The organism is Ramlibacter sp. MMS24-I3-19, from assembly GCF_050320135.1.
Lineage (GTDB): Bacteria > Pseudomonadota > Gammaproteobacteria > Burkholderiales > Burkholderiaceae_C > Ramlibacter.
Genome location: NZ_CP190017.1, coordinates 1,435,102 through 1,447,816, shown reverse-complemented (window position 1 = coordinate 1,447,816; position 12,715 = coordinate 1,435,102). Strand labels below are relative to the sequence as shown.

Genomic DNA, 12,715 nt, shown 5'->3' with positions numbered 1-12,715 from the left:
CCCGGCCAGCCCCGCTACTTCTTCGCCTTCAGCGGGCGCTTCCAGCCGGCGATGCTGGCCTGGCGGCCGCGCGCGACCGTCAGCGTGCCGGGCTCCGTGTCACGCGTGATGGTGGAACCCGCGCCCACCGTGCCGCCGCGCCCGATGCGCACCGGCGCCACCAGCACGCAGTTGCTGCCCACGTGCACCTCGTCCTCGATCACGGTGCGGTGCTTGTTGGCACCGTCGTAGTTGGCCGTGATGGAGCCGGCGCCGTAGTTCACCTTCTCGCCGACCTGCGAATCGCCCAGGTAGGCCAGGTGGTTCGCCTTCGCGCCGCGCGCCAGGGTGGAGTTCTTCACCTCGACGAAGTTGCCGATGTGGACCTCGGGCCCGAGCTGGGCGCCGGGCCGGAGCCGCGCGAAGGGGCCAACCTGGGCGCCCTCGCCCACGCGCACGCCCGCGGCTTCGCCGTTCATGTGGGTGAACGCCTGGATCTCGGCGCCCGCCTCGATGACTGCGTTGGCGATGACGCAGTTCGGGCCGATGCGCACGTTGTCCCCGAGGACCACGTCGCCCTCGAAGACACAGCCGACGTCGATCTCCACGTCCTGCCCGCACTGCAGCGAGCCGCGCACGTCGATGCGCGCCGGATCCGCCAGGCGCACGCCCTGCTCCATCAGCTTCTCGGCGTGGCGCAGCTGGTAGGCGCGTTCGAGCTGCGCCAGCTGCACCGGGCTGTTGACACCCTCGACCTGCAGGCGGTCGGCGCAATCCACCGCGACCACGGAAGCGCCTTCGGCCACCGCATGCTTCACCACGTCGGTGAGGTAGTACTCGCGTTGCGCGTTATCGTTGGTGAGCAGGCCCAGCCAGCGCTTGAGCAGCCCGTTGGGGACCGCCATGAAGCCCGTGTAGACCTCGCGGATGCGGCGCTGTGCCTCGGTGGCGTCCTTGTGTTCGACGATCGCGGTGACCTGATCGCCATCACGCACGATGCGGCCATAGCCGGTGGGATCGGGCAGCTCCACGCCCAGCAGGGCCAGGCGCTCGCCGCCGCAGGCATCCAGCAGCGCGCGCAGCGTCTCGGGCTGGATCAGCGGCACGTCGCCATTGAGGATCAGCGCGACGCCGTCGTCGGGCAGCACCGGCACCGCCTGCTGCACCGCGTGGCCGGTGCCCAGTTGCGGCTCCTGGCGCACGAAGCCGGTATTGGCCGGCGCGTCGCTCGCACGCACGGCGCGCTCGACCTCGTCGGCGCCGTGGCCCGTGATGAGCACCACCGTGCGCGGGTCGAGCGCCGCCGCGCAGCGCACCACGTGCTCGATCAGGCCGCGCCCCGCCAAACGATGCAACACTTTGGGGCGTCGGCTCTTCATGCGCGTGCCCTTGCCGGCGGCCATGATGACCACGTCCACACCTGTCATGTCATTCCCTTCGATCCGTTTGCGCTCCGCGGCGCCGTTCCTGCGAATTATCGGCCTGCTCAGTCTTGTTCTTGCGCTCAGCGGCTGCAGCGCGGTCCAGTTTGGCTACAACAGCCTGGGGCAACTGGGCTACTGGTGGCTCGATGGCTTCTTCGATTTCGACGCTGCGCAGGGCGCCGCGGTGCGGGACGACCTCGCGCGGATCCACGCCTGGCACCGCGCCAACGAGCTGCCGCTGTATGGGCAGGTGCTGCAGCGGCTCGAGCGGATGGTCCCGGCGGACGTCACGCCCGCGCAGGTGTGCGGCCTCGAGCCCGAGCTGCGCGCTCGCGCCGACGCCCTGCGGGTGCGCATCGAGCCGGCGCTGACCGCACACGCGCTGACGATGCAGCCGTCGCAGATCGAGCACCTGGAGCGCAAGTACCAGCAGCGCAATCGCGACTACGAGAAGGAGTGGGTGCGGCTCTCGCCCGCCGACCTGGTCGACAAGCGCCTCGAGCAGTTCGCGGGCCGCGCCGAAATCCTGTACGGCCGCCTCGATGACGACCAGCGCGATGCACTGCGGCAGCAGTTGCAAGGCTCGCGCTTCAATCCCGTCACGGTGCTGGCCCTCAAGCGCCGGAACCAGCAGGCGGTGCTTGCCCTGCTGCGGCGCTTCTCCACCCACAAGGTGGACATTCCGCAAGCCCGGGCCGCAGTGCGATCGGTCCTTGACGAGGTGATGGCCCCCAGCGAGCCCGCCTTGTCCACTTACGTGGGCGCCATGCGCCAGGAGATCTGCGCCATCTCGGCGGCCCTCCACAACAGCACCCGTCCTTCGCAGCGCGAACACGCCGCGAAGCGCCTGCGCGGGTGGCAACGCGACGTGGCCGAGCTGTCCGCGCAGCCATGAGGCTGCTGTCCCGGCAGGGGTGATGGCGCGCAGCGCGTGGGCTACGAAGTCTTGTCTTCGCCGCGCGAGTGCGAGCGGCCCTCGTTCTCGGCTTCCTTCAGGGCGCGAGCTTCCTCTTCGGAGCGCGGCTTCGCCTTCTCGGCATCGGCCTCGACGTCGGCCTTCTCCAGGTAGCGCTCGGTGCGCTCCTTGTACTCGCGGGTGCCTTCGTAGCTGCCTTCGCCCATCTGCTGCGACTTGCCGGCGCCGCCTTGCTGCGACTGCCCGCCCCCGCCCTGCTGCTGCGGCGGCTGGAATTCGCTGGAGCCCGCCATCTGCTGCATCCGCGCGACCGGGTCGCGGCCGCCTTGCTGTTGTTGCATGTCGCGTCTCCTGGGATGTGGAAACGCCAGCGTAAGCAGCGCGACCGAACAGTGGTGTCGGCGCCTCCTCGCAACGCCAGTCGGAACCGGCCTACAAAGAGCCTGTCAGGCCTGCAGCGCGGCCCACATCTCCTTGTCCCGCTCGGCGGTCCAGATGCGCGGGTTCTTGATGCCGCGCGCCTCGTCGTAGGCGCGGCTGACGTCGAACGGCAGGCAATGCTCGTAGATGAACACATGGCCGAACACCGGGTCCATGGACTTGCGCGCGTGGGCCATCGCGGCCTTGAGGTCCATGTTGGCGGCAGCCGCCTCGCGCCCGGCGCGGAACAGCGTCTCGACCCAGCGCTTCGTGTAATCGAGCGCCTTGTTCACCTGCGCGTTGCCCTGCATCGCCTCGCCGCGGCCGGGCACCAGCGCTTCGGCATGCAGCCGTCGCAGCGCCTCGAGCGTCGCCGGCCACTCCTCCAGCTGCGCATCGCCGGTGTAGACGCCCGCGTCGTACTCGACGAGGTCGCCGGAGAACAGCACCTTCTCCTGCTCGACCCACGCGATGGTATCGCCGCGGGTGTGGCCCGGACCCGGATGCCAGATCTGCACCTGCACGCCACCCAGGTCCAGCGTGAGCTTGCCGGGCACTTCGCCGCGCGCAGGATCGCCACCGCCGATGACCATCGTCGGCCACGTCAGCCCCGGCACGGTCTCGGCATTGCGGAACAGGCGCGGGAAGCGCTCCATCTCGGACTGCATGTCCTCCTTGCCGCGCTCGACGATCAGCTCGTAGGTGCCCTGGCTGGCGATGATTTCCGTCGCGCCTTCGGCGACATACGCGCTCGCGCCCAGCACGCGCACCGCGTGGTAGTGCGTGAGCAGCACGTACTTGATCGGCTTGTCGCTCACGGTGCGGATGCGTGCGATCAGGTCACGCGCCATCGCCGGCGTCGCGGTGCAATCGCTCACGAGGATGTAGCGGTCGCCGATGATCACGCCGGAGTTCGGATCGCCTTCGGCCGTGTAGGCCCAGCAGTGCGCGGACAGTTGCTGGAAGGTGATCTTCTTGTCCGCCAGGTCGGCCTGGCTCGCGAAGGCTTTCGTCATGCGGACGATTCTACGATCCGTAATTCATTACGGAATGTTGAACCGCCCGCAACGGAAGTGGCGAGCGCCTCAGGCTGCGATGCGAGAGCCCGGCGTGCGGCGCGGCAGTGAGGCGAGGCCGACCGCGGCCAGGCCCGTGGCGAGCCGCGCTGCCGCTCCCCCGGTGAGCGCCAGGCCGGCCTGCAGCTCGCGCCAGGACTGCGCGACCGGCTCCCAGCAAGGCACGCGCGGCGACTGCTCCGCGACCGTCCAGGAGAAGTAGACGGCCTCGGCAATGCCCGCCGGCTCGATCACCACGCGCTGGCCCGCGCGCAGCTGGAGCGTTCCCCCGCCCTCGATGACGAGATCGCCCAGGCCGCGCATGGACCCGGAATGCGGGCCATCGAGCGTGGCCCACAGCCTTCCCTCGTGGACGCGCAGCTCGCCCGGCTCGGCGGGATGCAGCGTCAGCGCACGACCAGCCTCGAGCTTCCAGGCGCCCGCGGCAGGAGGCCGGGATTGTTGCGATTCCCGCAGCGCGAGATTGGTCATGGCGTTCTCCTTGGCATCGATCCGTGGCTGGAATGATGGTCGCGGCCCGGTTGTCGGTCCAATGAAAAGCAGCTAGCCTATTCATGCCAACTCCGCATCAATCCAGATCGCCCACCAATGCTCCATTCCCAGACCGTCCTGCGCACCCGGCCGATCTCGGCGGGCTACCTGCGTGCCTTCGAGGCCGTCGCGCGGCACCTGAACTTCCGCGCCGCCTCCGAGGAGATGGCGCTCACGCAGTCGGCCGTCAGCCGGCAGATCCAGGCGCTGGAAGACGAAGTCGGCGTCGGGCTCTTCCTGCGCCACACGCGGGCCGTCGAACTCACGAGCGCGGGCGCGCAACTGCTGCAGGCGGTCAACGGAGCGCTGCCGCGCATCGACGCCGCGGTGCGGCAGATCCGCCAGAGCGCCGGCCGCAAGACGGTGTCGGTCACCACGTTCGCGTCGTTCGCGTCGATGTGGTTGATCCCCAGGCTCGAGCAGTTCCAGCGTGACAACCCCGAGATCGACATCCGCATCGACGCGACCGACACTTCGCTCGACCTCGAAGTGGCCGACGTCGACCTTGCGCTGCGCTACGGCCCGGCGGCGAACATGCCGCCCAGGGCGATCCGCCTGTTCGGCGAGCAGCTCACGCCGGTCGCGAGCCCTTGGCTGCTGAAGGCCGGGCCGCCGATCCGCAAGCCCGCCGACCTGGCGCAGTTCGCGCTGATCGAGGCCGGCGATGCGCATCGCACGCACCTGGAGTGGCTGACGTGGCGGCGCTGGCTCGACCAGCAGCAGCTCACGCGGGTGCAGCCCAAGCGCTGGCTGTACTTCAACTACGCCTACCAGATGGTCCAGGCGGCGCTGGCGGGACAGGGCGTGGTGATCGCGCGGCTGCCGATGGTGGCCGAGAGCCTGGCCAACGGTGACCTGGTCGAACTGCTGCCGGGCGTGCGGATGGATTCGCCGATGGCGTACTGGCTGATCCAGGGTCCGCGCAGTGGCCACCGGGCTGAGATCCAGGCCTTCTGCGACTGGCTGCTTGCCCAGGGCAAGGCCACGCGGCAGACCATCGGCGAAGTGCCGGATCCGGATACCGTTGATAACATCGACTGACAGGCGCCCTCCTACACCGCGCCTGCCCAAGGGCTGGGGAGAATTCCCATCCTCTCCATGCAACCAGCTCATGCACTGCAACGACCTGGGGCCAGCGGCCCCGCAGCCCGATGACTTCACGCCGGCACCGATCCGCCCCGAGTGGGTGATCGCGGGCCGGCCGCAGGCGCGGGCGGTCGAACTGGTGCGAAGCCCCGACGGCACCTGCACCTCGGCACAGTGGGAATGCACCGCGGGCACCTTCCACTGGTTCTTCTGGATCGAGGAGACCGTGCACATCCTCGAGGGCGAGGTGCTGGTGCGCGACGCGGAGGGCCGCCATGCGCTACTGCGCGCGGGCGACGTGGCCGTGATGCCGGCCAACACCTGGATGGTGTGGCACGTGGAGCGCTACGTGCGCAAGCTGGCGATCTGCCGCTTCCCCGTTCCGCGCCCGTTCGGCAAGCTCGTTCGGGGCGTGCAGTACGTGCGCACCGCGCTGGGCTCGCGCAAGCGCCCCGACGTCCAGCAGCGCCCGGACGCGGCCACGGTGCCGTTCTGAATCAGCCGATCGGCCAGACGACGCCGTTGTCGTTCAGGATCGCGTCCAGCGGGAAGTCGTGCGCCTCGGGCTCGAGCTCCGGCACGAAGCCACAGGTGAAGCCCAGGCCGACCGTGTAGGGACGCGGCTCCAGCTTCGCCAGCGTGCGGTCGTAGAAGCCGCCACCATAGCCGAGACGGTAGCCACCAGGCCCATAGCCCACGCAGGGCACGAACAGCAGCGTGGGCACGATCACCTCGGTGTCCTTGGGCTTGGGAATGCCGTAGGCATCCTCCTCCATCGGGCAGCCGGGGAACCAGGCATGGAAGCGCAGCGTCTTGTGCAGCTTGTCGACCACGGGCAGCCCGATGCGTCGCAGCTGCGGCTCGTCGAGCAGCTCGCCGTCCTCCTTCCAGCGGTGCAGCGCCGGCAGCGGATCGAACTCGCCCTTGATCGGCCAGTAGGCGCCGATGGAGACGTCCGGCCGGCCCACCAGCCAGATGCGCATCACCCGCTGCAGCAGGTCGGCGCGCTGCAGGCGGTCGGGAAGGCCGAGCCGCTGCTCGACCAATCTCTTGCGCAGCGCGGTTTTGTCCTCCGGCTTGTCCATAATTCTTCCGATGAAGTTGCGAACGATTCTGACATTGATCCTTGCCGTGTTCGCCGGCGCCTGCCAGGCCCAGCCCGGGCCCGACGACGCCATCGTCGAGATGGCGCAGGCGTTCGCCAGGAACAACAAGCCCCGGCTGACCCAGCTGCTCCCCCTGGCCCGCGGCCACCTGCTGGAGCCCTGGGCGGCGTACTGGGAGCTGCGCGCGCGACTGGACACCGCCAGCCCGCAGGAAGTGCAGGACTTCTTCACCCGCTATGCGGGCACCTACCAGGAAGACCGGCTGCGCAACGACTGGCTGCTGGTGCTGGGCCAGCGGCGCGACTGGGCGGCTTTCGCAGCCGAGTACCCGCGCTTCCGGATGAACGACGACCGCGAGGTGAAGTGCTACGCGCTGGTCGCCCGGTCCGTCGCCGAAGGCGCCAACACGCCCGCCAGCGTGGTCGAGGAAGCCCGCCGCCTGTGGCTGGCCCAGCGTGACCTGGACGACGGTTGCACGCTGGCCGCCACCACGTTCAGCGCCGACGGCCCGGTCAGGCAGCGCATCACCACCAGCGATGCCTGGCGCAAGGCGCGCATCGCCACGGAGGGCAACCGGCCCCGCGTGGCCGCCTCGGCGGTGGAACTGGTGTCCCCCCACGCGCTGCCGCTGTTGTCGGAGCTCAACGCCAGTCCGACGAAATTCCTGAAGAACCGCGTCACCGCGATCCTGCGCACGCGCCGCGAATTGATCGGCCTCGCGCTGATCAAGCTGGCGACCACCGACCCCGACAACGCCGCGACCCTGCTGGAGAACAAGTGGGGTCCGCAGCTCTCGGTCGAGGAGCGCAACTGGATCTGGGGCGTGCTGGGCCGGCAGGCGGCGCAGCGGCTGCAGCCCACCGCACTGGCCTTCTTCGACAAGGTGACGAAGGATTCGGATCTCAGCGACGACATGCTGGCCTGGAAGGTGCGCGCGGCGCTGCGTGCATCGATGGTGCCGCAGTGGCCGACGGTCCTGTCGGGCATCGAGGCCATGTCGGAGGAAGCGCGGCGCGACATCGCCTGGCAGTACTGGCGTGCCCGGGCCCTGCAGGCCGCCGGCAGCGCGGCCGAACGCGCCGAGGCGATGCAGGTCTTCGAGTCGATGGCGTCGCCGCGCGGCTTCTACGAGCAGCTTGCGCTCGAAGAGGTCGGTCGCAAGGTCGCGCCGCCGGAGCGCCCCGCGCCGCTCACCGAGCAGGAGAAGGAAGCCGCGCGCCAGAACCCGGGCCTCGCACGCGGCCTGGCCGCCATCGCGCTGGGACTGCGCGACGAGGGCCGGCGCGAGTGGAACTACACGACGAACCTGGCCCGCCCGGGGGGCATGGAAGATCGCGAGCTGCTCGCGGCCGCGCAGCTGGCCTGCGAGCGCGAGGTGTGGGACCGCTGCATCAACACCAGCGATCGCACCAAGGGCGAGTTCGACATCGACCAGCGCTTCCCGATGCCTTTCCGCGAGGCCGTGACGCGACGCGCCCTGGAGATCGGACTGGACCCCGCGTACGTGTTCGGCCTGATGCGCCAGGAGAGCCGCTTCGTCGCCGACGCGCGCTCCAGCGTGGGCGCCTCCGGCCTGATGCAGGTGATGCCTGCCACGGCGCGCTGGACCGCGCGCAAGCTGGGCCTGAACGGCTTCAGTCCCGACAAGCTCACCGACCGCGACACCAACCTCATGATCGGCACCGGCTACCTCAAGCTCGTGCTGGACAGCTTCGACGGCTCGATGGCGATGGCGGCGGCCGCCTACAACGCGGGTCCCACCCGGCCGCGCGTGTGGCGCAACGGGCCGGTGCTGGACGCTGCGGTCTGGGCCGAGAACGTGCCCTTCGGCGAGACGCGCGACTACGTCAAGAAGGTGCTGTCCAACACGACGCTCTATGCGGCGCTGCTCACGGGCGAGCCGCAGTCGTTGAAGGCACGCCTGGGGCGCGTCGGGCCGCGCGACGACAGCGAGCCCGAAGCCGGCCGCGACCTGCCCTGACGCATCAATCGGGCGCCCGGTTCGCATCAATGCAGCCGGCCCCTGCCGCTAGCATCGGCCATCCACGCGAGGCCTCCATGCTCCAGCTCCACATCGGCAACAAGAACTACTCGTCCTGGTCCATGCGGCCCTGGGTGCTGATGCGCCAGGCCGGCATCCCGTTCGAGGAAGTGATGGTCAGGTTCGACTCGTTCGAGACCGGATCGCGGTTCAAGGAGACGGTGGAACGCCTCAACCCGGCGTGCCGGGTGCCGTTCCTGGTCGACGGCGAGCTGGTCGTCTGGGACACGCTGGCGATCGCCGAGTACCTGGCCGAGTCGTTCCCCGATGGCGACCTCTGGCCGCGCGACCGCCAGGCCCGCGCGCGTGCCCGCAGCGTCTGCGCCGAGATGCATTCGGGCTTCGGCGCGCTGCGCCAGCATTGCCCGATGAACTGCTGGCCGAGCATGGGGGGCCGATGCTGTTCGGCAGCTTCAGCGCGGCCGATGCGTTCTTCGCGCCGGTGTGCATGCGCATCCGCACGTATGCGCTGCCGGTGCCGGCGGAGATCACCGCGTACGTCGAGCGGGTGACTGCACTGCCTGGTGTCCAGGCCTGGATCCAGGAAGCGCTGGCCGAGCACGACTTCGTGCCGATCGACGAGCCCTATCGCACCAGCCGCTGAGGGCGGCCCGGGTCCGCAGCGGCGCGGTGCTTACACTGCCGCCATGCAGACGTACATGGTGGGCGGGGCGGTGCGCGACGCACTGCTGGGGCTGCCGGTCAACGACCGCGACTGGGTCGTCGTGGGCGCCTCCCCGTACGAGATGGCGCTGGCGGGCTTCCTGCCGGTGGGCCGCGACTTCCCCGTGTTCCTGCATCCGGAGACGCGCGAGGAGTACGCCCTCGCCCGCACCGAACGCAAGACCGGCCGCGGCTACCACGGCTTCGCGTTCCATGCCGATCCGGGCGTCACGCTCGAGGAGGACCTGGCGCGCCGCGATCTCACCATCAATGCGATGGCGCAGGACGGCGCCGGCACCGTCATCGATCCGTTCCACGGCCGCGCCGACCTGCAGGCCCGCGTGCTGCGCCATGTCACCGATGCCTTTCGCGAGGACCCCGTGCGCATCCTGCGGCTGGCCCGTTTCGCCGCGCGCTTCGCCGACTTTGCCGTCGCCCCCGAGACCCTGCAGCTGATGCGCGACATGGTCGAGGCGGGCGAGGTCGATGCGCTCGTGGCCGAACGCGTCTGGCAGGAACTGGCACGCGGGCTGATGGAGGCAACGCCCTCGCGCATGTTCGAGGTGCTGCGCGCCTGTGGCGCCCTCGCGCGCCTCCTGCCCGAAGTGGACCGCCTGTGGGGCGTGCCGCAGCGGGCCGACTACCACCCCGAAGTGGACACCGGCGTGCACCTGATGATGGTGCTGGACATGAGCGCGCGGCTGGCGGCGAGCCTGCCGGTGCGCTTCGCCTGCCTGGTGCACGACCTGGGCAAGGGGACGACGCCGGAGCACGTGCTGCCGAAACACATCGGCCATGAGGAGCGCAGCGCCCGCCTGCTCAAGCAGGTGGCGCGCCGGCTGCGCGTACCGACCGAGTGCAACGAGCTCGCCGACGTGGTGGCGCGCGAGCACGGCAACATCCATCGGAGCGGCGAGTTCGGCGCCGCGGCGCTGGTGCGCCTGCTGGAGCGCTGCGATGCGTTCCGCAAGCCGCAACGCTTCGCCGACATCCTGCTGGCGTGCGAATGCGACGCGCGGGGGCGCCTCGGCTCCGAGGAGCGTCCCTACACGCAGCGCGAGCGGCTGCTCGGCGCCTTGCGGGCGGCGCAGCAGGTGGTCACGAGCGAGGTGGCGCAGGAGGCGCAGGCGCGCGGCCTGGAAGGCCCGCGCGTGGGTGAATTGATCCACGCCGCGCGTATCGAGGCCGTGGCCTCCGCGCTGGCCGTCGCCTGAGGCTCTTCAGTCGACGAGCGCGAGCGCCGCGTAGTCGCCAACGCGCGACCCCAGCCCGGCAGCGACCAGCTCGCAGCCGTCGGTGAGCGCGGGCAGGTGCCCGACGATGTGCGAGCGCAGCCGCGGCAGCAGGTAGTCGCGGTTGTTCCAGAACACGCTGCCGCCCAGGCTGATGCGCTGCAGGTCCAGCGAGACGATCAGGTCGTACAGCATGCGACCGAGCACCCGGCACATGCCGTCCACCTTGCCGGCCGCGTCCTTGTCGTTCGCCTGCGCGCGCTGCAGCAGCGATGCCGCATCGGCCCCGAAACGCCGTGCCACCGCATTGCCCGCCACCAGCGCCTCGACGTCGCCGATGTTCCCGCAGCCGCACAGCGCGTCGTCGTTGTCGCTCACGAACATGTGGCCCGCATGGCCGGCATTGCCGTTCTTGCCGCGCAGCACGCGGCCGTCGACGCACAGCCCCGTGCCGATGCCCGTGCTCCAGGTGACATAGGCGCAGTGGTCGACGTCCTGCAACGCGCCCCAGCGCCGCTCGGCCTCCAGCGCGGCCACGCAGTCGTTCTCCACGCGGACCCGCGCAAACCGCATGGCGAGAGGCGCTTCCAGCAGCGCGGTGCGCCAGTCGTTCGGCAGGCCGCGCGCCGGTCCGGCCATGCCGCCACAGATATTGGGCGACGCCAGTTCGATGCGCCCGTCCACCATGACGAACGGCCCGGCCGAGGAGACGCCGGCGGTCTGCACGCTCGCCGCGTCCACGCCGGCTTCCGCGGAGGCGGCGTCGACCATCCGCATCACCTGCAGGGCGAGGGCATCGTTGTTGCCGGTGACCGCGGTGGGTTCGCTGCGGCGGGCGACGAGGTCGCGATCGCGGCCCGAGTTGAGGCTGACGGCCACCTTGGTGCCGCCGATGTCGATGCAGGCTTTCATACGTACTTGGCGATGGCGCTGCAGAGCAGGCTCAGCAGGATGGTGCTGGTCAGCGGGATCGACCAGTCGCGCCCGAACAGCCGGAAGCGCAGGTCGCCGGGCAGGCGGCCGAAGCCCAGCTTCTGCAGCGCGGGCGTGAGCCAGCTGATGACCATCAGCGCGAGGAACACGACGATGAACCAGCGGATCATGCGGGCAGTGTAGGTGCAGCGGGGCCGCGCGTGGGCCGGCTCACAGCCGGTCGGTGCGGTCGCCGCGAACAAAGCCCCGCGCGTCCCAGAAACCGCCCGCCGCCAGGCCGATGACCTTGAACAGCTCGCCCATCTCGTGCTCGTTCACCAGCTTCTGCAGCGCTGCATGCTCCTTCGGCGGCGCGTCCGCCGCGAGGTCGAGCACGCCGCAGTTGAAGAGGAAGTGCGCCTGCGAGGTGTAGCCCAGCACGTGCAGCCCGGCCTCCTGCGCCGCCACCGCGAGGCCGGTGAAGTCGACGTGCGCCGTGATGTCCTTGGTGCCCGGTGCCTCCAGCGGGTCGGGGTCGGCCAGGTGGCCGCGGTGGCACATCAGCGTGCCCATGTGGCGCTGCGGGTGGTAGTACTCGGCTTCCGGGAACCCGTAGTCGATGAGGAACGCAGCGCCCGCCTGCAGCCGGTCGGCGATCGTGCGAATGAACGCGAGCGCCTGCGGATGCACTTCCGTGAGGTAGGCGTGCGCTCCCTCGATCTCCAGCGGCGGCCGCAGGTCCGTGGGCCGGTCCTGGAACTCGAAGCCGGCCAGCGTGCTGACAACGCCGCGCTCGTGCCACACACCCTGCGTGCGGTGCAGCAGCTTGACCGGCATCGCGTCGAGCACCTCGTTGCCGACCACCACGCCACGCAACCGCTCGGGCAGCTCGGCCACCCACCGCACCTTCGCGCCATGCGCGGCCAGGCGCTCGCGCTGCCTCGCGCGCAGGCTGGAGGACAGGTCGACGATGGTGTAGCGCTGCACGCGGTCGCCCAGTGCCTCGAGCAGCTGCGCCGCCAATGCGCCGGAGCCGGCGCCGAACTCCCAGATCTCGGTCGTGCCCGACACCTCCAGCGCCTGCGCGACCTGGCGGGCCAGTGCGCGCCCGAACAGCGGCGTGAGCTCCGGCGCCGTCACGAAGTCGCTGCCCGACGAAGGCAGCGGCCCGAACTTGCGCGAGGCGTTCGCGTAATAGCCGAGCCCGGGCGCATAGAGCGCCAGCGCCATGTAGCGGTCGAACGGCAGCCAGCCGCCCGCGCGCTCCACCTGGGCCCGGATCAGTGCCGCAAGGGCGCTCGGTACACTCCGCGCATCATCGATGTCCAT

The 12,715-nt window shown here is 70.2% G+C and carries 13 protein-coding genes and 1 pseudogene; 6 read left to right on the top strand and 8 right to left on the bottom strand.

What is annotated here, in order from left to right; all coding sequences use genetic code 11:
- Nucleotides 1-14: 14 nt before the first annotated feature.
- A complete protein-coding gene (glmU, locus tag ACPWT1_RS07165; protein ID WP_427914686.1) occupies nt 15-1,406 on the bottom strand; it encodes a bifunctional UDP-N-acetylglucosamine diphosphorylase/glucosamine-1-phosphate N-acetyltransferase GlmU in 1,392 nt (463 codons plus the stop codon).
- Here glmU and ACPWT1_RS07160 point away from each other — a divergent pair.
- Nucleotides 1,405-2,298: a DUF6279 family lipoprotein gene (locus ACPWT1_RS07160; protein ID WP_427914685.1), complete on the top strand. Its 894-nt coding sequence runs from the start codon at nt 1,405-1,407 to the stop codon at nt 2,296-2,298. The genes glmU and ACPWT1_RS07160 overlap by 2 nt on opposite strands.
- Nucleotides 2,299-2,339: 41 nt before the next feature.
- Here the strand turns inward: ACPWT1_RS07160 and ACPWT1_RS07155 are convergent, their stop codons facing one another.
- The 3 genes from ACPWT1_RS07155 to ACPWT1_RS07145 form a co-directional block, all read right to left on the bottom strand.
- The gene (locus ACPWT1_RS07155) at nt 2,340-2,660 is read right to left on the bottom strand and encodes a hypothetical protein (protein WP_427914684.1); all 321 of its coding nucleotides are present in this window, start codon (nt 2,658-2,660) and stop codon (nt 2,340-2,342) included.
- A 105-nt stretch (nt 2,661-2,765) separates the two neighbouring features.
- The gene (locus ACPWT1_RS07150) at nt 2,766-3,755 is read right to left on the bottom strand and encodes an MBL fold metallo-hydrolase (RefSeq protein WP_427914683.1); all 990 of its coding nucleotides are present in this window, start codon (nt 3,753-3,755) and stop codon (nt 2,766-2,768) included.
- Nucleotides 3,756-3,824: 69 nt separating this feature from the next.
- Entirely contained in the window at nt 3,825-4,286 is a 462-nt protein-coding gene (locus ACPWT1_RS07145) for a DUF2917 domain-containing protein (protein WP_427914682.1), read from the bottom strand.
- Between the two features lie 117 nt (nt 4,287-4,403).
- Between ACPWT1_RS07145 and ACPWT1_RS07140 the strand changes: the two genes are divergently transcribed.
- Nucleotides 4,404-5,387, top strand: a complete 984-nt coding sequence (locus ACPWT1_RS07140) for a LysR substrate-binding domain-containing protein (protein ID WP_427914681.1) — start codon at nt 4,404-4,406, stop codon at nt 5,385-5,387.
- A 70-nt stretch (nt 5,388-5,457) separates the two neighbouring features.
- Nucleotides 5,458-5,928 (top strand): cupin domain-containing protein, encoded by a 471-nt coding sequence (locus ACPWT1_RS07135; RefSeq protein ID WP_427914680.1) that lies wholly within the window; start codon nt 5,458-5,460, stop codon nt 5,926-5,928.
- 1 nt (nt 5,929) lies between these two features.
- Here the strand turns inward: ACPWT1_RS07135 and ACPWT1_RS07130 are convergent, their stop codons facing one another.
- Nucleotides 5,930-6,517, bottom strand: coding sequence for a 5-formyltetrahydrofolate cyclo-ligase (locus ACPWT1_RS07130; RefSeq protein WP_427914679.1), 588 nt, complete (start codon nt 6,515-6,517; stop codon nt 5,930-5,932).
- 10 nt (nt 6,518-6,527) lie between these two features.
- Here ACPWT1_RS07130 and ACPWT1_RS07125 point away from each other — a divergent pair, with 10 nt between their 5' ends.
- The 3 genes and pseudogenes from ACPWT1_RS07125 to ACPWT1_RS07115 all read left to right on the top strand — a co-directional run bounded on the left by ACPWT1_RS07125 (nt 6,528) and on the right by ACPWT1_RS07115 (nt 10,456).
- Nucleotides 6,528-8,519 carry a transglycosylase SLT domain-containing protein gene (locus tag ACPWT1_RS07125; protein ID WP_427914678.1) on the top strand — a complete coding sequence of 664 codons (1,992 nt, stop codon included), beginning with the start codon at nt 6,528-6,530 and terminating at the stop codon, nt 8,517-8,519.
- A gap of 77 nt (nt 8,520-8,596) precedes the next feature.
- Nucleotides 8,597-9,183 (top strand): annotated as a pseudogene (locus ACPWT1_RS07120) (glutathione S-transferase family protein).
- Nucleotides 9,184-9,226: 43 nt separating this feature from the next.
- A complete protein-coding gene (locus ACPWT1_RS07115) occupies nt 9,227-10,456 on the top strand; it encodes a multifunctional CCA addition/repair protein (RefSeq protein ID WP_427914677.1) in 1,230 nt (409 codons plus the stop codon).
- A gap of 6 nt (nt 10,457-10,462) precedes the next feature.
- Here the strand turns inward: ACPWT1_RS07115 and ACPWT1_RS07110 are convergent, their stop codons facing one another.
- From ACPWT1_RS07110 to ACPWT1_RS07100, 3 genes are read right to left on the bottom strand one after another with little or no spacing between them, the layout of a single operon-like run.
- Nucleotides 10,463-11,386, bottom strand: coding sequence for an ROK family protein (locus tag ACPWT1_RS07110; RefSeq protein ID WP_427914676.1), 924 nt, complete (start codon nt 11,384-11,386; stop codon nt 10,463-10,465).
- On the bottom strand, nt 11,383-11,577 hold the full coding sequence (locus tag ACPWT1_RS07105; protein ID WP_427914675.1) for a DUF2905 domain-containing protein: 195 nt from the start codon (nt 11,575-11,577) through the stop codon (nt 11,383-11,385). Before ACPWT1_RS07105 ends, ACPWT1_RS07110 begins: the two co-directional genes overlap by 4 nt.
- A gap of 40 nt (nt 11,578-11,617) precedes the next feature.
- On the bottom strand, nt 11,618-12,715 hold the full coding sequence (locus ACPWT1_RS07100; RefSeq protein WP_427914674.1) for a class I SAM-dependent methyltransferase: 1,098 nt from the start codon (nt 12,713-12,715) through the stop codon (nt 11,618-11,620).

What these genes read in the sequence shown, in the direction of transcription:
- ACPWT1_RS07160 (WP_427914685.1), top strand. Translation starts at nt 1,405, where the DNA reads ATGTCATTCCCTTCGATCCGTTTGCGCTCCGCGGCGCCGTTCCTGCGA.
- glmU (WP_427914686.1), bottom strand. Translation starts at nt 1,406, where the DNA reads ATGACAGGTGTGGACGTGGTCATCATGGCCGCCGGCAAGGGCACGCGC.
- ACPWT1_RS07155 (WP_427914684.1), bottom strand. Translation starts at nt 2,660, where the DNA reads ATGCAACAACAGCAAGGCGGCCGCGACCCGGTCGCGCGGATGCAGCAG.
- ACPWT1_RS07150 (WP_427914683.1), bottom strand. Translation starts at nt 3,755, where the DNA reads ATGACGAAAGCCTTCGCGAGCCAGGCCGACCTGGCGGACAAGAAGATC.
- ACPWT1_RS07145 (WP_427914682.1), bottom strand. Translation starts at nt 4,286, where the DNA reads ATGACCAATCTCGCGCTGCGGGAATCGCAACAATCCCGGCCTCCTGCC.
- ACPWT1_RS07140 (WP_427914681.1), top strand. Translation starts at nt 4,404, where the DNA reads ATGCTCCATTCCCAGACCGTCCTGCGCACCCGGCCGATCTCGGCGGGC.
- ACPWT1_RS07135 (WP_427914680.1), top strand. Translation starts at nt 5,458, where the DNA reads ATGCACTGCAACGACCTGGGGCCAGCGGCCCCGCAGCCCGATGACTTC.
- ACPWT1_RS07130 (WP_427914679.1), bottom strand. Translation starts at nt 6,517, where the DNA reads ATGGACAAGCCGGAGGACAAAACCGCGCTGCGCAAGAGATTGGTCGAG.
- ACPWT1_RS07125 (WP_427914678.1), top strand. Translation starts at nt 6,528, where the DNA reads ATGAAGTTGCGAACGATTCTGACATTGATCCTTGCCGTGTTCGCCGGC.
- ACPWT1_RS07115 (WP_427914677.1), top strand. Translation starts at nt 9,227, where the DNA reads ATGCAGACGTACATGGTGGGCGGGGCGGTGCGCGACGCACTGCTGGGG.
- ACPWT1_RS07110 (WP_427914676.1), bottom strand. Translation starts at nt 11,386, where the DNA reads ATGAAAGCCTGCATCGACATCGGCGGCACCAAGGTGGCCGTCAGCCTC.
- ACPWT1_RS07105 (WP_427914675.1), bottom strand. Translation starts at nt 11,577, where the DNA reads ATGATCCGCTGGTTCATCGTCGTGTTCCTCGCGCTGATGGTCATCAGC.
- ACPWT1_RS07100 (WP_427914674.1), bottom strand. Translation starts at nt 12,715, where the DNA reads ATGGACATCGATGATGCGCGGAGTGTACCGAGCGCCCTTGCGGCACTG.